Below are 15,139 nucleotides of genomic sequence, written 5' to 3'. Positions count from 1 at the left end.
AGTTGAGAACAATAAGTAAGGTAAACGCATTTATTCACCGTCTAATTATCTGTGTTTACCTATTTGTAACTAGTAGTCTGGCTTTACCTGCTTAATGATTGTCTAAACTGACAGCGTCCATAGGGATCTGATTACCAAAGGTCGTTTTATAAGCGGTCAATAAGGAGTTGCGTTCTTTAATAAAATCATCCTGAGCATCTGCTGGCGCGCGGCGATTAATTAGATAGACAATATCAGGCTTATCCAGAAGCTCTGCTAATACTGATAAATAGACAAGCCGATGAGTTGGTGTGAATGTATCGTCATCCATTAAGAACTTAATTAACTGATGCTCGACATCCCATCTGTCCTCACAATAGATTTGCTGTCTTAACTCAGCAATATCCATGAGATTCTGCAATTTAGCATAGGGCTTAATCACTGATGGTGAAAAGTTATTAAAATCGAGTGGAATCGTTGTTTTATAGCTGTTAAGGACATACTCTAAATCGTCAGAATTATCCTCATTATCAAGAGAGTAATAAGTCGTACAATGCGATTTTAGTACATCGACAATTTGCTGGACACCGCGCTCGACGGACTCAGGATCTTTGAGCTGCACCGCGGCATCATCGCTATCTGTTGTCACACTATCGGCATTATTGATGGTTATTCCCGAATTGATGAGCGAGTATGCGTTTTTAACGAGCGCCGCAGGTAAGCCTGCTTTTAGTGCTTGCTGGTAGTAATTGTCAGACGTTATTTGCGCTTGCGCTTCACTTATCTCCAGCTTGAGCATTTCACGCGCTTCGGGATGCAGTATAGCCAAGCTTAATAGCCATGACGCTTTAGGATCAGGCTTGGATTGGTTAGCATCTTTATAGAGTTGTTGTAATTGGTTGGTTTGTTCTTCAGCAAGCTGAGATTTATAGTTGCTTGAGCTTGAACCTATAGGGCTAAGCATCAATAGACACGAACCAAAGCCCACCATCACGGTCAATAGTACCCCTATAAGTATGCCGCCAGCAGCGCCCATTCCCTCTGAGTCTTTTTTATGGTCTGTCATAGTAATTCATTACTTTGATTAATTTATAATGTTGACGCCTTTGACGTCTCCGCTGTCTTCTTAGTTTGGCTTGGTAAACGCTTAAAATCTCTCATCACGAATGGCGCATAAATAACCAGAGCTATCAGACAAGCCCATTGAATACCCGACAGTCCTAACCAGTACTCATAAGGTATCGGTTTAATACCATCTACCATCAGCCGCCAACCCATATAGCCCATAAACAGCAGCTTAAAGCTCAATCCGCTAACCGCCTTTAGCTTAGGGTAAGCAAAATAAAAGAAAGCTAACATCGCTACTGCCCAAAGCATGTCATAGATTTGCGTTGGATGCCGGGCAATACCATCACCGAAGTCCATGCCCCAAGGTAGAGTAGTTGCGACACCAAAAGTACCGTCATTTAGCCCGGCTAAATAGCAGCCAATACGCCCGACGATTAACCCCACACAGAACGGTACAATGAATAAATCACCTGTGGAGTAGCGAATGCCCGAGAGTTTCTTAGCGATCTCGATACCGATAAGCGCGCCAATCATACCACCGACGATGGTCTGACCCATTGCCAGTGACATCGCGCCGAACTGTCCCCAAGCTTGCGGCGTTTCAATGAGAAACAACAGCTTATTACCGATGCCTGCACCTAAGATACAACCGACGGCCACGGCAAAGCTGCCTTTCGACAGTAGTCCTGCTTGCTGGGGAGTAGTGGGGTTGTGCTGAACATAACGTTTCTTCAGGATTCGGTAAGTCTGAACGCCGACAAGTAGCGCCAACCATTCAAAAATAAAATGGACAATGTGGGCAGTTTGCGGGGAGAGGGGGTAATAAATCATTTAATAAATTGGCATGGTGGGGTATCAACCACTAAGTCCAACAACTCCTATAGTGAGGCTTATTAGCCGAATACGCTATGAGTGGCTGATTTACTTTACAGTCGTCCACGGACCCAATTATAAGGTGAATAGGACGAACGACTGGCCACACTAAAATAATAAAAATATTGACGGTCCAAAATAATGTGCTCAAGTCACTCATTAATTAATAACTGCTTTTATTAAAAGGTCACAAAAGACCCTTATTCTTTTAGCACTAGTTTGTAATTATTCATAAAGAATTATTAAAAATTTATTATAAATAATTTTAAGATTTCAGGTCACTAAAATATAACTACATATCCCAAAGCCAACACAAAAGCTAATGATACAGACCAATAAGGAGGCATTAAGCAATCTTTCAAGCGGCTGTCTTTTATCAGCATCTTTGATAAAAATTAGATAGATGAGTAATAGTATCGCCAATACTCCTGATAAACCGCAAAGCCCAAGTAAGGCCATAAACAGCGGTTCTATAATATCTGTCACACAATTCACTCCATGAGTCTATTTGCTTTACAGTATAAATATACTAGCCAGAACCACTACAAAAGACAGTTATAAAAGTCAGTAAGTTGGTTTTAATTTCATGCAGATACTTGGGTCATGCTAAAAGTACAGAGCCTAAAAACCATACAAAAGCAGGCAATACTAATTAAAGTCGCTACCTTTAGGATATGATTAAGAGGCTGCATCTTCTCTGGCTCTTTGGTAAATAGTAAAATAATAATTAGAGTAAATATAGACGTTAAAGCGAGTGCACTTGTTCCGAAGAGGGGCATAACATAACCCCCATTACCAATTAATCGATCATTATTTCACCCTAAAATAAATTATTTATTTTGTCTATTTTAAAAGTAGTTATTAGAGCAGGTGTCATTAGTAAGGTATTTATAGAAAATGTCGACTTGTAAAAAACAACCCCACGCTCAGTAACAAAAATGCAAGTAACAGCAGTCGTGTAAACCATGGCCATAGCTTGCGCTTGGTTGCGCTATCATCACTGGTCAGATAGCCAATCAAACATATTAGGCTACCTACTAGCGTCATCATGCCAAAGCCAACTGGCAGGATAGCGATGTATAGAGTCCACTGCATACGATCTCGTTATCCTTTTAACTTCCTGTTGAGACCAGTACAAGGCAGCTACCTAGACCCACGACAAACATCAGAGCGTAAATGAGCAGCAGTTTGGCCGCCTTAGTATAATAACGCTGCTTAGCTAATGCTTCCTTGCCAAAATAACCGAGTAGTGCAAATATTACCGCAACCAATAATATAATCTGGCTAATAACGGAAATACCGATAAAAAGCGGTATTAAAACGTCTTCCATCATAATTAAACTCAACAATAAATGGCTAAAGCCTATAAAGCTCACTATAGCAAAAAACGCCACTTTTGGGTGACGTTTGAAACACCACCTGAGGGATATCTAAGTATCAGAAAGCCTTACTTAATTTCTAGCGAGCACTAAAAATACGCAGAAACTAACAATACCTAGAAGGACTAAAACAAAAGCCATTACATCTGCTCTTTCTTTGAGTGAGGGCTTGAGAAAAAGCTTAGCAATGAGTAACACCGGTATCATAAGCCAAAATAAAAAGCTAAGACCGACAGGGATAAGAAGAGGGTTCATTAGGGGTGACCAAGGTGAGAGGGTGACTTTATCGAAGGATACCGCACTATCATTAAACGGGTAAATGCTGGCGCTTATAATAGGGTTGGTCGATTATTGGGCTATTATACGCTGACTGTGAAAGCTAATTCCGCTTTTTGCTCAAATCTGCTCAAGTAGACGAGGCGGTGAGTATAGGTTGAGTAGTCGTATTCAACGTACCGTCAAAAGAGAACTTTACTGTTAATAACCTACCCTTTACTGACTGGAAGAGTTGGCGAAGTTTCTTATCTCAAAAAAGCATATAATGAAATCAGATTTTATGACTAAGGTTTTACTTTAAAAGATAGACCATAAAGTAGCCCGTGTAGAAGGTAAGGCTTATAACAGCTGATTTTATTATTTTGTTTTATTCCTAAACTCCTAATAAGGAAGCTTCCAAATGTCTAATCGTATTAATGTATGTTTTAAACCAGTCTTATTGTCATTAATGATGACCATACCACCCGTTGTCCTAACGAGTTGTACGACTTTATTGCCATCTTCAAGTTATGAGAACCTTGTTAAATTGACTGAGTCGCAAAACATTTTTGCGGTCAATGCCAAATCTATGGATAGAAAAGGATTATTAGCAGAAGGCCCCGCAACTCAAAGGGTCACGCTGAATGTATCGAAAAAGAAGATTGATAAAAGTAAAGATATTACAAGTGATAATCTAAAATGGGGGCTTATTTTAATTGAACTTCCTAGTTATTATGGCGGCACACCGTTTGTTAGGATTGAAGATAAAAAAGAGCTTTCCCAGTTCCATCAAAGTATAGATAAATTCGTTTCTTGGTCCAAACTTCCTTATTCACAGCGCGAGAGCAGTAAAGACTCGATTAACAGCTATCTAAAGACATATGGTATGGGAGACAGTGAAAGGAAGTCATATTCGAAAGAAAACTTCTGGTACGTTATGAATGACACTGAGACCCAAGAGCCACTCCTAATTCTTCATAAGGACTATAAACGTTCGGTTCTACCGTCTAATACAATTGGCTTTAAAGCAGACGATCTCAAAGTTATCTTAAACAAAGTAGACACCTTATTTAATGAATTTGACGCTTTAAACGACCAACTTTAAATGGCTGAAAATGTGTGGAGTGTGGAGATATATTGAGAGGTTATAAGTCTGCAAAGCTGAATAGCATAAGGGTTTTATTTTCCTGTAGCGGTGTTTTAATGTTATTTCGATGTTAGGTGCGGTTTTACACACTATTTGTTTTAAAGTAAAACCCAAAACTCAACCAACAAAAAAGGCCACTCTCTAAAGAATGGCCTTTTTTCACTATTGAAAGATAACTAACCGACAATTAATGTATAGCTAAGCAGATTTCTTTTTCTCAAGCATCGGCTTCAAAAACTGACCGGTATAAGACGCTTTAGTGTCTGCAACCTCTTCCGGCGTACCCTCAGCGATAATCATACCACCGCCCTTACCGCCTTCAGGGCCTAAGTCAACAATCCAGTCTGCGGTCTTGATAACGTCTAAATTATGCTCGATGACGATGATGGTGTTGCCCTTATCGCGCAAGGTATGCAAGATATGGAGCAGCTTGGCGATATCATGGAAGTGTAGACCAGTAGTCGGCTCATCCAAAATATATAGCGTCTGACCAGTATCACGCTTGGCCAGCTCACGAGCCAGCTTGACGCGCTGAGCTTCCCCACCAGACAGCGTTGGCGCAGATTGACCCAGGCGAATATAGCTCAGCCCTACATCCATCAGAGCCTCAAGTCGACGATGAATGGGCGGAATAGCAGAGAAGAACTCCGTCGCATCTTCGACCGTCATATCTAATACTTCGGCGATATTTTTACCTTTATAGTGAATCTCAAGCGTTTCACGGTTATAGCGTTGACCATGACAGCTATCACAAGGCACATACATATCTGGTAAGAAATGCATCTCCACCTTGATTAGACCATCGCCTTGGCAAGTCTCACAGCGGCCACCTTTCACGTTGAAACTAAAGCGGCCTGCTTTATAACCTCGTGCTTTGGCTTCCTGCGTTTGTGAGAACAAATCACGAATCGGCGTAAAGACACCCGTATAGGTCGCCGGATTAGAGCGCGGTGTGCGGCCAATTGGGCTTTGGTCAATATCCACCATCTTATCCAGATATTCAAGACCTGTAATGCTCTCGTGCTTGTCCGCGATCAGCGTTGAGGCATTGTTTAGCTGAGTGGCGGCCAGTGGCATTAAGGTACGGTTAATGAGTGTTGATTTTCCTGAGCCAGATACCCCAGTAATACAAGTAAACACGCCAACCGGAATCGTCAAATCGACATCTTTAAGGTTGTTGCCCGAAGCGCCTTTTAGCTCAATCTGCATGGGCACGATATTCTTAGGTTTTTCTTTCTTGTTGGCAGCAGCCTTTTTGGCAGCGGCAGCTTTTGCCTTGCCCATTGGCATGATATTGACACGAGGCGGCGGATTATTTAGGTCGATCGTTTTGGCTTTATGGCGCACTTTTGGTATCGCAATCTCTTTTTCGCCTGATAGATACTGACCCGTGAGTGAGCCTTTGGTATTTTTGATATCCTCAGCAGTGCCCTGTGCGATAACGCGGCCACCATGCACCCCTGCACCGACGCCAATATCGATAATATGATCTGCTTGACGGATAGCATCTTCATCATGTTCGACCACCAGTACGGTATTACCAAGGTCGCGCAGGCGCACCAAGGTTTGCAGTAGGCGATCATTGTCACGCTGATGCAGACCGATAGATGGCTCATCCAGTACGTACATGACGCCCATGAGGCCCGCGCCAATCTGGCTGGCGAGTCGAATACGCTGTGCTTCACCGCCCGATAGGGTCTCAGCTGAGCGTGCCAGATTGAGATAGTCTAGACCGACACTTACCAAGAAATTAAGACGCTCATTGATTTCTTTAAAGATCTTCTCAGCCACTTCACCTTTAGCGCCGCTCATATTTAGGTTGGCATAGTATTCAGCAGCGTCACCTATAGACAGCTGCACAATCTCGGCGATATCACGACCGTCCACGCGCACATTGCGAGCGATTTCGTTAAGCCGTGCGCCATCACAGACATTACAAGTGGTATCTGCCAGATATTTAGCCAGCTCATCACGCACCAAGTTGCTCTGCGTTTTGGCATAGCGGCGCTCGAGGTAGGGTAGAACGCCCTCAAATGGGGTGGTCTTTTTGGTCTTGCGGCCACGCTCATCGGTGAAGTTAAAGAGGATTTTTTCCTTACCAGAGCCTTTTAAGATAATATCTCTTTGCGCTTTTGGTAAGCTGCTCCAAGGGGCATCCATATCGATATCAAAGTGCTTACAGACGGTGGTAAGTAAGCCAAAGTAGTAGGCATGACGCTTGTCCCAACCATTAACCGCGCCTTGATTGAGCGACTTATCTGGATGGGTAATTAACTTCTCTGCTGAAAAGTACTGGCGTTTGCCAAGGCCGTCACAAGCGGGGCACGCACCGTAAGGGTTGTTAAAACTAAATAGCTTTGGCTCAAGCTCAGAGACAGCGCGGTCGCACACCGGGCAGCTGTGCTTGGCTGATAATATCTGATCGTCGCTATCAGTATTCGACGCCTCTGGGTTAGGGTTGCCATCCATATAATGCAGCACGGCTACGTCGCCACCAAGTCTGAGGGCGGTCTCTAAGCTCTCTGCGACACGATTGCCAAGGTCATCACGCACTTTGAAGCGATCGACCACGACTTCAATCGTGTGTTTTTTATTCTTCTCAAGGGGCGGTAGCTCGTCCATATCATAGACATTGCCATCGACGCGCACACGCACAAAACCTTGGCCGACCAGCTGCTCAAGTAGTACCACATGCTCGCCTTTACGGTCACGGACCACGGGGGCAAGAATCATGAGTTTGGTATCTTCAGGTAGCGCCATGATGTCATCAACCATTTCGGTGATGGTTTGCGCGACCATTGGCTCATTGTGAACCGGACAAAATGGCGTGCCTACGCGGGCATAAAGCAGGCGCAAGTAGTCATAGATTTCAGTAATGGTGCCCACGGTCGAGCGCGGGTTGTGGTTGGTCGATTTCTGCTCGATAGCAATGGCGGGTGACAACCCTTCGATACTATCAACTTCAGGCTTGTCCATTTGTGACAAAAACTGACGGGCATACGCCGATAAGCTCTCGACGTAGCGGCGCTGACCTTCGGCATAAAGCGTATCAAAAGCCAATGAAGACTTTCCAGATCCTGATAAACCTGTGATAACCACAAACTTATCTCTAGGAATATCAAGATCAATGTCTTTTAGATTATGAGTCCGAGCGCCGCGAATTTTGATACTTTCATGTGCCATAGAATGCCTTTTATTCATTTATAAAGTAGTGAGCTATAAAGGATATAGTTACGTCATTGATTTGCTAGTTATTGGTTGTCTATACGGTTGATGAAGCGTGCTAGAGTAGCTAAATTGGTCAAAATATTAACTTGTGTCGATCAGCAAACTTGATCCAATTGATTTATTTGTGATTAATAGGGACGACTCTACCTATAGGTGGCGAATATTACGCTCATCTTACTTAACAGTTGACCAGACAATAGCCGTTTAGTTAAGGTTTTAACTTGACTAATATATCGCTTGCTAAGAGCTGGCATGTATCAATTCTTTTATCAATTAACTACATTGAAAGCTTAACGCTTTTTATTATAGCTTTGACTAGGGGATTGGCTACTGGGTTTATGATAAATAACCCTATAAAAACTATTAATATCAGTGTCAATAAGAACGATTCTTATTACCTATAACTGCCTGCAAATCTATGGTAGATTCATTATAAAAACAATACAGCAAAACGGTTATATAGATATTGGGATGAGTTTTTACAGTGTCTGTCGGTATGTGCGTAGCTTGTCAGAAAAATTTATATCAGTGCGATAGCATAATACAGCCACTCTATTTTACTTAGAATTGACTCTATAAAGCGACTCTGCAAAGTAGCTATCTTACTTATTAATACCGCTCGTAGATCAATACTGCATTCTAGATGTCGTTTATATTAATCATTAACTATTAATACAGACAATGATTGATAAGCATTATTTAATAAATGATGAAACGAAAACAAATATAATTAAAAGCGTGAAAAGCTATTAATAAGTGAATCGTATATTTACCCGTTACGGTCGATAAGTGTTAAGAATTTCTAACGAACAATAAATTAAAGACAAACTGAACATTAGAAAATCTATTGTATTGAACGATAGTCACTTTTTCTAAGGTGGTTTTTTATTACCAAAGTATACTGCTCTACACCAGATATCAAAACCAGTTACCAAAACCAGGTCTCAAATTGAGTCATCAAATAAATGTCAAGTTAAGGGGTACAAGAGTACTGCACTTTAGCGCGCCAATACTGACTTGAACTTGATATTAATGGTTACGATTGCTGCTAAATTCAAGTCTAGGAACGCAATCTGCTAAGACATATTTGTGAAATAAAACTCTTAAGTCAACGAGGCATACATAGCCTTTGATAATCACTTATAATGAGACATTTTTGAGTGATTAAGAGAGCGCTATCATGAATAGTATTGAAAAACGAGCCATTGCAGGCGTGGGCGGTATTTTTGCTCTACGAATGATTGGACTGTTTATGATCGTGCCAGTATTTTCTGTATACGGCAGTGATTATGCCCAAGCGACGCCATTTCTTATTGGTCTAGCAGTGGGGATTTATGGGTTAGGGCAAGCTATCTTTCAGATCCCTATGAGTCTGGCGGCAGACCGGTTTCCGCGAAAGCCAATGATCTTGTTCGGGCTTATACTATTTGCTTTAGGGGGTATTTTAGCAGCGACTGCAGACAATATTTATCAAGTGATTATTGGTCGCGCCTTAGCGGGCAGCGGCGCTGTATCGGCGGTCTTGATGGCGTTGTTAGCAGACCTTACCCGGGAGCAGGTTCGTACCAAAGCAATGGCGACTATGGGCCTGACTATTGCGACCTCAATCATGCTGGCCTTTGCGATTGGGCCGATGCTGGTGGCGAGTCTTGGTATTGCTGGATTATTTTGGCTAACTGCCGCCTTTGCGGTCTGTGCCATGCTACTACTGGCATTTATTCCTACGCCGCTTCGTGTTTTAACCCATAATTTGGCGGATAAATCCATCGTTCAACAGCTAAAAGAGGTATTGGCTATTGGCGATCTTAATCGGTTGCATTTGGGCATTTTTGCTTTGCACCTGACGATGACTGCCATATTCGTCATCGTGCCCAAGCAATTGTCAGACGTATTGGGGCTAAGCGTGCGTCAGCAAGGGTATGTGTACATGCCGCTGTTAATTGTTGGCTTTGCTATTGCGCTACCGTTTATTATCATCGCGGAAAAACGGCAAAAAATGCGTCAGGTCTTTTTAGCGGCGATAGCTCTCATGGCTGCTGCTCTTGGTCTTTTGGCCTTCGATAGCCAGCTTGGGGTAGGGTTAATTATTGGTCTTGGGCTATACTTTATTGGCTTTAATTTACTAGAAGCGACTATCCCGTCGTGGATATCTAAAAAAGCCCCTGTTGCCAATAAAGCCACTGCAATGGGTCTCAACTCTTCAAGTCAATTCTTTGGGGCTTTTGTGGGTGGCGCTATGGGCGGATTATTATTGACCCAAAGCACACTACTGGCATGGGGTGCTTTGGCGTTAGTAATGGCGATAGCACTGGCATTGATCTTCCCGATTCGTCAGCCACCTTATTTAAGCAGTACCACACTCAAAATTCCAAATAATACAGATATTCAGTCATGGTCAAAGCGAATCATGAATATCGATGGTGTCGATGACATTGTGGTCATGGCATCAGAGCAAGTTGCTTATTTAAAACTTGATAAACAAAGGCTGACGGACACTTCACGTCAACAGTTGTCGCAACTCACTGACACAGTGCTAGATATTTGATAATAAATTGGGTAAAGTAGAATTCAAATCTATTTTAATAAGGATTCAATATGCGCGGCGTAAATAAAGTTATTATTGTTGGTCACTTAGGTAATGATCCAGAGACGCGTCAATTCAGCAACGGGGGCAGCGTCACTAACATCTCAGTAGCAACCTCTGAGCAGTGGACGGATAAGCAGTCTGGTGAAAAGCGTGAAGCGACTGAATGGCACCGTGTAGCACTATTTAATCGTCTCGGTGAGATTGCCGCTCAATATCTACGCAAAGGTAGCCAAGTCTATATTGAGGGTAGTCTGCGCACACGTAAATGGCAAGATCAAAACGGCCAAGACCGTTATACTACCGAAATTCGCGCAGAAAACATGCAAATGTTAGGCAGCCCTAGTGGCGGTGGACAAGGAGGCTATCAAAGCCCTCAATCTGCGCCGCAGAATCACTTCGGTGGTAATGGTGGCAATCAAGGTCAAGTCGGCTTTCAGAATAACTCTCAATCTTATAATAATCAGGGCGGCCAAGGCAGCCAAAATAGCTTCAGTAGCAACACTGCACCGCAGCCAGGTCAAGGTAATGCAAGCAAGCCTAGTAATGCGATGCCAATGTCAGACGCTCCTGTAGATGATGATATTCCATTTTAAATCTGCGACTTCTACACCCCATAAGGGCTACTCGCTTGACTGAGCTTTTTTGGTTTGTTGTTATTTTAAAAACCCCCTTCGTTAAGGGGGTTTTGTTGTGTCAGGCCGTGATGTATAAAGAATAATAAACTATAGAAATCATTGACCACGCATGGCAAAGATTGCATCTTTAGCAGCTAAAGATGATGACTAGATTGTTGTGTATTGCGTAATGAGATGGGGTTGTAGCCGATCCTAAATACAATAGAGTCGCTATATTAGGATACAGCACTGGTCTAAATTTTTTGGTTGGTTGTTGGTGCACTGACAGAGGCTGCAAAAAATTCATGCCAGTATAGCGGTATTATTTTTATAATAAACTTACCATAGTGGAATAAAGCTCAGTAGTATTGAGACAGCACGAGCAACAAAGCTACAAATATATATGAGATATAGCCTAGCTAAAACGAGACTATCACCTTTAATACTGTATCAGCCTAACCACCTATAATGAATAGTTTTGCTTTAAGCAAGGAAATACAAAATCTACAAAATTTCTTCAACATTAGCTTAATATTGTTTGCAGAGTTTTGCTATCTAAACCAAAACAAAACTAAAGTAATGTAATACAAAGTTATTAACTATAGATTTTTATTGATAAATAAAATCTATCTTAATTTATAGTATAGATAAATACTAAAATTCCAAAGACGGATAACGATATTACACCTGCTATGATTAAAATTAAAGTAATACTGCCTTTTAAATGATATCGTTTAAAACTATTAAATTTCTTTTTATTAATATTATGTGTTACGATTCGCTATGTCTAAAAGTAATCGATGAAGCTGGTTGCGAATTCTCGTATCATTTTGTAGCATTCTGTAATCTTTATATCACCCAAACTATTCTTTTGGGTGATCTGTTGCTAGAGTGGCAAGCTTTTTATGCTAGCATTATAAAATGATTGGCTTATTCATTATCTTTTTCCCCATACTATAGTCAGTTTTTTATTAAATATCGCTCTTTTTATGAAGATTTTTCATAAAATAGCGGCTTGGTTATTTTTCTTATTAGTAAGACAATAGTCAGATTCTAGTAGAAGGTAGGTTATTCCTTTCCATTTATATATTTTATTACCGAGGTTATTATGTCTAAGAAGAGTCCAGTAGATTTAGAAGCGTTGGATGTTGATGAGTTAATGGCCATCACCAAAAATGCGCAGCAACTTATCGTTGAAAAGCAACATCAGCGTCTATATGATGCGTTTGAAAAGTTTGAAGAGATTGCAGAGTCTTGCAACACCAGTATTGATGAAATCTTGAAAGCCGGTGAGCAGCTTGAGAAAAAACGCAGCATTAAATACCGCAATCCAAAAAATAGTGAAGAGACTTGGACAGGCCGTGGCCGTAAACCAACTTGGCTAGTCAATGCGCTTGATCAAGGTCAATCGCTAGAAGATTTTGCCATTTAGCCAATATTTACGTAACGGTAAGGTTGCTCTTAACCAAACTTGCTCTTAATTAAGGTTGCCCCTCATCCCATGTCGCTATTTGGTTGTAGGATGCATACTGAGTCTACCTTAGTCAGTGCCATAATAGAGCAAGCTGGAAAATAACAAGCCATGCCTTATGCTACTGACAGTGGTTTGAGGTGGCGGTTTTAAAGCAATCTAACCATCAGTCTATTTGAGGCTTTATTGAGCTGACACCTTTTATTTAAAGGTGTCAGCTTTTTTTTGTCACCTTTGGCTCATTGTTTGTTATGATAATGGCGTTTTATTGATGTATTTAGAAGTAGCGACTGACATTCTTTTAGCGCTTTCTTTTTGGTGTTAATGCTTCCTTCATAAATTCACTATCGTGTCACATCTTATTGATAATCAGCGCATATCATTGATTCACTGCTGATTAAGATGCTATTGCTAAAAGTGAAGCGCGCAAAGATGAGGAGCATAATCGGATGATTGTCCTAGATTGTTGTAAAACTAAGAATGTTTCATGCTATATTTTCAAGCTATAGTCCATCCATTTTAGATTTGCCACAAAGTCGTTGGGATGAGTTTACACTTGCCTTAGTCATCTTATGACTTCTAGCCAGTAAATTTATACCAAATACTGTTTTACGTACCAGTTTTAAATAGGGCTGACGATAGTTACCTGAATAATGATAAAGAATGGTGTGTGACCTTGATAAGTAGAGTAATTATATTGTGATTGCGGCTTCCTCCCCGTCTCAAAAGCGTCCTCGAAAGCTATGGTGGCTTATCGGTGCTGTATTATTGGTCGGCTGCGTTTTGGTACAAATGCCTGCGGCGTGGATCGTGCAGAAATATGCGCCAGATTCACCTTATTTACAGCACGTGTCTGGCAATCTTTGGCAGGGTTCAGCGATCTGGCAAGTGCCTCAAGCACAGTCCGCTTTGAGTGGAGCTGTTGACTGGACTTGGCAGCCTTGGAAGCTATTGATAGGTCGTCTTGGTGCTGAGGTTACTGTGACCTCAGGCAAGAGTACTCGCTTAAACGGAGATGTTAATATCGGTCGCAGCGGCTGGTCGGTCGCAGATATGTCTGGCAAGATCAGTCCCGATACCTTAGCAGCGGTGGTTGACTGGCAGCTGCCTGATGCGCCTATTCAGGTAAATGCTCTGAGCTTAGATAGTGAACAGCAGCGCGGCTTCGTTCAGGCAGATGGTCAGCTAACATGGGTAGGTGGTGAGCTTGGTTACCCAAGTGGTAATAAGACCTATCAGATTACACTGCCGGCAATGCGAGCAGAGCTAAGCGCTGAACAAAAAGGTGAGAAGTCTCTATTGCATGCCAGTTTATTGAATAATCAAGACAAGCGTCTAGGTGACTTCTATTTAGATACGGATAATATGTTAGATGTTAATCTTACCCAGCGTTTATTAGAAAATATGCCAGAGTATAAAGGCGAAGCACCACAGGATACTCCTGTAGTTAGTGTACGTCAGCCATTATTATCTGGTCTATCTTCAGCGCAAGGGGTGAGCAAATGACTATTGCGATAGCGCCTCGATTAAAGCCGATAGTGGGCTGGTTAAACCGCCTATCAGGTTGGTTATTGCTACTGACAATAGGCTGGCTGTGCTGGGCAATAGCGCGGTTATTATGGCTGTTATTAGCACCGCCGCAAGCGCCAATACTGCCTATTGCGCCATTACAAGCAACCAGCAGTCCGGTCGACTATGCCAGTAGTTTTATGATATTTGAACAGCCTGCTCCTGTCGCCCCTGTCGCTAAACCGCCACCGAACGTTTCACTAAAAGGGGTGATGCTCGCTAGTCCAGAAAGCAACTCAGCGGCTATGCTAGACGTCAATGGTTCGGTAAAAAACTATCGGATAGGCAGCATGCTTGATGACAGCGACTATAAGCTTATTGCGGTATCGTGGAATGAGGTGATACTAGAAGATTCTTCAGCGCAGCAGGTAGTGATTACCTTAACAGAGCCATTGGCTTTGGACCAAGGACAAGTAGCTGCTAAAACGCCGGCAGGTCAGATTAGTAATCAGCGACTGAGTATTGATGACGAGCCTTTAATGTCTCAGCCATTAGAGGAGGCTCAACCATCAGAGACTCTCGAGTCCGCTCAACCAATAGCCGAAGGTAATTCAGAAAACGCTAATCCGCAATCTGCTATCACTGAGGCTGTAGAAGCGCTACAACAAAATCCAGCCAGCTATTTGAGCCGGATGGGCGTGATGGCAACGGGTGAGGGTTATCAAGTTACTGATGCTATGCCTGCTAACATAAAAAACAGACTGGGTCTTGAACCTGGCGATAAAGTCTTGTCAGTCAATGGTCAGAGCGTAGGTAGTAACCCTGGTCAAGATGCGGCACTTCTTAATCAAATCAAGCAATCTGGTGAGGCGCAAATTGCTGTGCAGCGCGGCGATCAAGTGATTACGATTCGTCAGCAGTTTTAGCGTCCTATCATCAATGATATTAAATATACTGTGATATTCGATTACGTCTCTCTCTACTTGGCAGTCATTAGCACAAGGTTAAGGCGGATAAACATAAATAATG

At 42.2% G+C, this 15,139-nt stretch carries 12 protein-coding genes; 6 read left to right on the top strand and 6 right to left on the bottom strand.

Going from position 1 to position 15,139, the window contains the following annotated elements; all coding sequences use genetic code 11:
• Window positions 1–91: 91 nt before the first annotated feature.
• From EGV92_RS03080 to EGV92_RS03060, 5 genes are all read right to left on the bottom strand, one after another.
• Window positions 92–1,045, bottom strand: coding sequence for a hypothetical protein (locus EGV92_RS03080; RefSeq protein ID WP_131667729.1), 954 nt, complete (start codon window positions 1,043–1,045; stop codon window positions 92–94).
• A 23-nt stretch (window positions 1,046–1,068) separates the two neighbouring features.
• Window positions 1,069–1,878: a prolipoprotein diacylglyceryl transferase gene (locus EGV92_RS03075; RefSeq protein ID WP_131667728.1), complete on the bottom strand. Its 810-nt coding sequence runs from the start codon at window positions 1,876–1,878 to the stop codon at window positions 1,069–1,071.
• Between the two features lie 315 nt (window positions 1,879–2,193).
• A complete protein-coding gene (locus EGV92_RS03070) occupies window positions 2,194–2,406 on the bottom strand; it encodes a hypothetical protein (RefSeq protein ID WP_131667727.1) in 213 nt (70 codons plus the stop codon).
• 402 nt (window positions 2,407–2,808) lie between these two features.
• A complete protein-coding gene (locus EGV92_RS03065; RefSeq protein WP_131667726.1) occupies window positions 2,809–3,015 on the bottom strand; it encodes a hypothetical protein in 207 nt (68 codons plus the stop codon).
• A gap of 17 nt (window positions 3,016–3,032) precedes the next feature.
• Window positions 3,033–3,314, bottom strand: coding sequence for a hypothetical protein (locus tag EGV92_RS03060; protein ID WP_131667725.1), 282 nt, complete (start codon window positions 3,312–3,314; stop codon window positions 3,033–3,035).
• 661 nt (window positions 3,315–3,975) lie between these two features.
• On the opposite strand from EGV92_RS03060, the gene EGV92_RS03055 reads away from it, so the two are divergent.
• Window positions 3,976–4,659 carry a hypothetical protein gene (locus EGV92_RS03055; protein WP_131667724.1) on the top strand — a complete coding sequence of 228 codons (684 nt, stop codon included), beginning with the start codon at window positions 3,976–3,978 and terminating at the stop codon, window positions 4,657–4,659.
• A gap of 240 nt (window positions 4,660–4,899) precedes the next feature.
• Here EGV92_RS03055 and uvrA read toward each other — a convergent pair whose 3' ends face one another.
• A complete protein-coding gene (gene uvrA / locus EGV92_RS03050; protein ID WP_131667723.1) occupies window positions 4,900–7,884 on the bottom strand; it encodes an excinuclease ABC subunit UvrA in 2,985 nt (994 codons plus the stop codon).
• Between the two features lie 1,225 nt (window positions 7,885–9,109).
• On the opposite strand from uvrA, the gene EGV92_RS03045 reads away from it, so the two are divergent.
• The 5 genes from EGV92_RS03045 to EGV92_RS03025 all read left to right on the top strand — a co-directional run bounded on the left by EGV92_RS03045 (window position 9,110) and on the right by EGV92_RS03025 (window position 15,036).
• Window positions 9,110–10,474, top strand: a complete 1,365-nt coding sequence (locus EGV92_RS03045; protein ID WP_131667722.1) for an MFS transporter — start codon at window positions 9,110–9,112, stop codon at window positions 10,472–10,474.
• Between the two features lie 50 nt (window positions 10,475–10,524).
• A complete protein-coding gene (gene ssb, locus EGV92_RS03040) occupies window positions 10,525–11,109 on the top strand; it encodes a single-stranded DNA-binding protein (RefSeq protein WP_131667721.1) in 585 nt (194 codons plus the stop codon).
• 1,129 nt (window positions 11,110–12,238) lie between these two features.
• Window positions 12,239–12,562 carry an H-NS histone family protein gene (locus tag EGV92_RS03035; RefSeq protein ID WP_131667720.1) on the top strand — a complete coding sequence of 108 codons (324 nt, stop codon included), beginning with the start codon at window positions 12,239–12,241 and terminating at the stop codon, window positions 12,560–12,562.
• Between the two features lie 738 nt (window positions 12,563–13,300).
• Window positions 13,301–14,107 carry a type II secretion system protein N gene (gene gspN / locus EGV92_RS03030; RefSeq protein ID WP_131667719.1) on the top strand — a complete coding sequence of 269 codons (807 nt, stop codon included), beginning with the start codon at window positions 13,301–13,303 and terminating at the stop codon, window positions 14,105–14,107.
• The gene (locus EGV92_RS03025; RefSeq protein ID WP_131667718.1) at window positions 14,104–15,036 is read left to right on the top strand and encodes a type II secretion system protein N; all 933 of its coding nucleotides are present in this window, start codon (window positions 14,104–14,106) and stop codon (window positions 15,034–15,036) included. The genes gspN and EGV92_RS03025 overlap by 4 nt, the downstream gene beginning before the upstream one ends.
• Window positions 15,037–15,139 lie beyond the last annotated feature (103 nt).

This window comes from Psychrobacter pygoscelis (genome assembly GCF_004335015.1).
Lineage (GTDB): Bacteria > Pseudomonadota > Gammaproteobacteria > Pseudomonadales > Moraxellaceae > Psychrobacter > Psychrobacter pygoscelis.
This window is presented reverse-complemented; position numbering and strand designations above follow the sequence as displayed.

Excerpts from the sequence above, each read along its gene's own strand:
- EGV92_RS03080 (WP_131667729.1), bottom strand. The coding sequence starts at position 1,045 with ATGACAGACCATAAAAAAGACTCAGAGGGAATGGGCGCTGCTGGCGGC.
- EGV92_RS03075 (WP_131667728.1), bottom strand. The coding sequence starts at position 1,878 with ATGATTTATTACCCCCTCTCCCCGCAAACTGCCCACATTGTCCATTTT.
- EGV92_RS03065 (WP_131667726.1), bottom strand. The coding sequence starts at position 3,015 with ATGCAGTGGACTCTATACATCGCTATCCTGCCAGTTGGCTTTGGCATG.
- EGV92_RS03055 (WP_131667724.1), top strand. The coding sequence starts at position 3,976 with ATGTCTAATCGTATTAATGTATGTTTTAAACCAGTCTTATTGTCATTA.
- uvrA (WP_131667723.1), bottom strand. The coding sequence starts at position 7,884 with ATGGCACATGAAAGTATCAAAATTCGCGGCGCTCGGACTCATAATCTA.
- EGV92_RS03045 (WP_131667722.1), top strand. The coding sequence starts at position 9,110 with ATGAATAGTATTGAAAAACGAGCCATTGCAGGCGTGGGCGGTATTTTT.
- ssb (WP_131667721.1), top strand. The coding sequence starts at position 10,525 with ATGCGCGGCGTAAATAAAGTTATTATTGTTGGTCACTTAGGTAATGAT.
- EGV92_RS03035 (WP_131667720.1), top strand. The coding sequence starts at position 12,239 with ATGTCTAAGAAGAGTCCAGTAGATTTAGAAGCGTTGGATGTTGATGAG.
- EGV92_RS03025 (WP_131667718.1), top strand. The coding sequence starts at position 14,104 with ATGACTATTGCGATAGCGCCTCGATTAAAGCCGATAGTGGGCTGGTTA.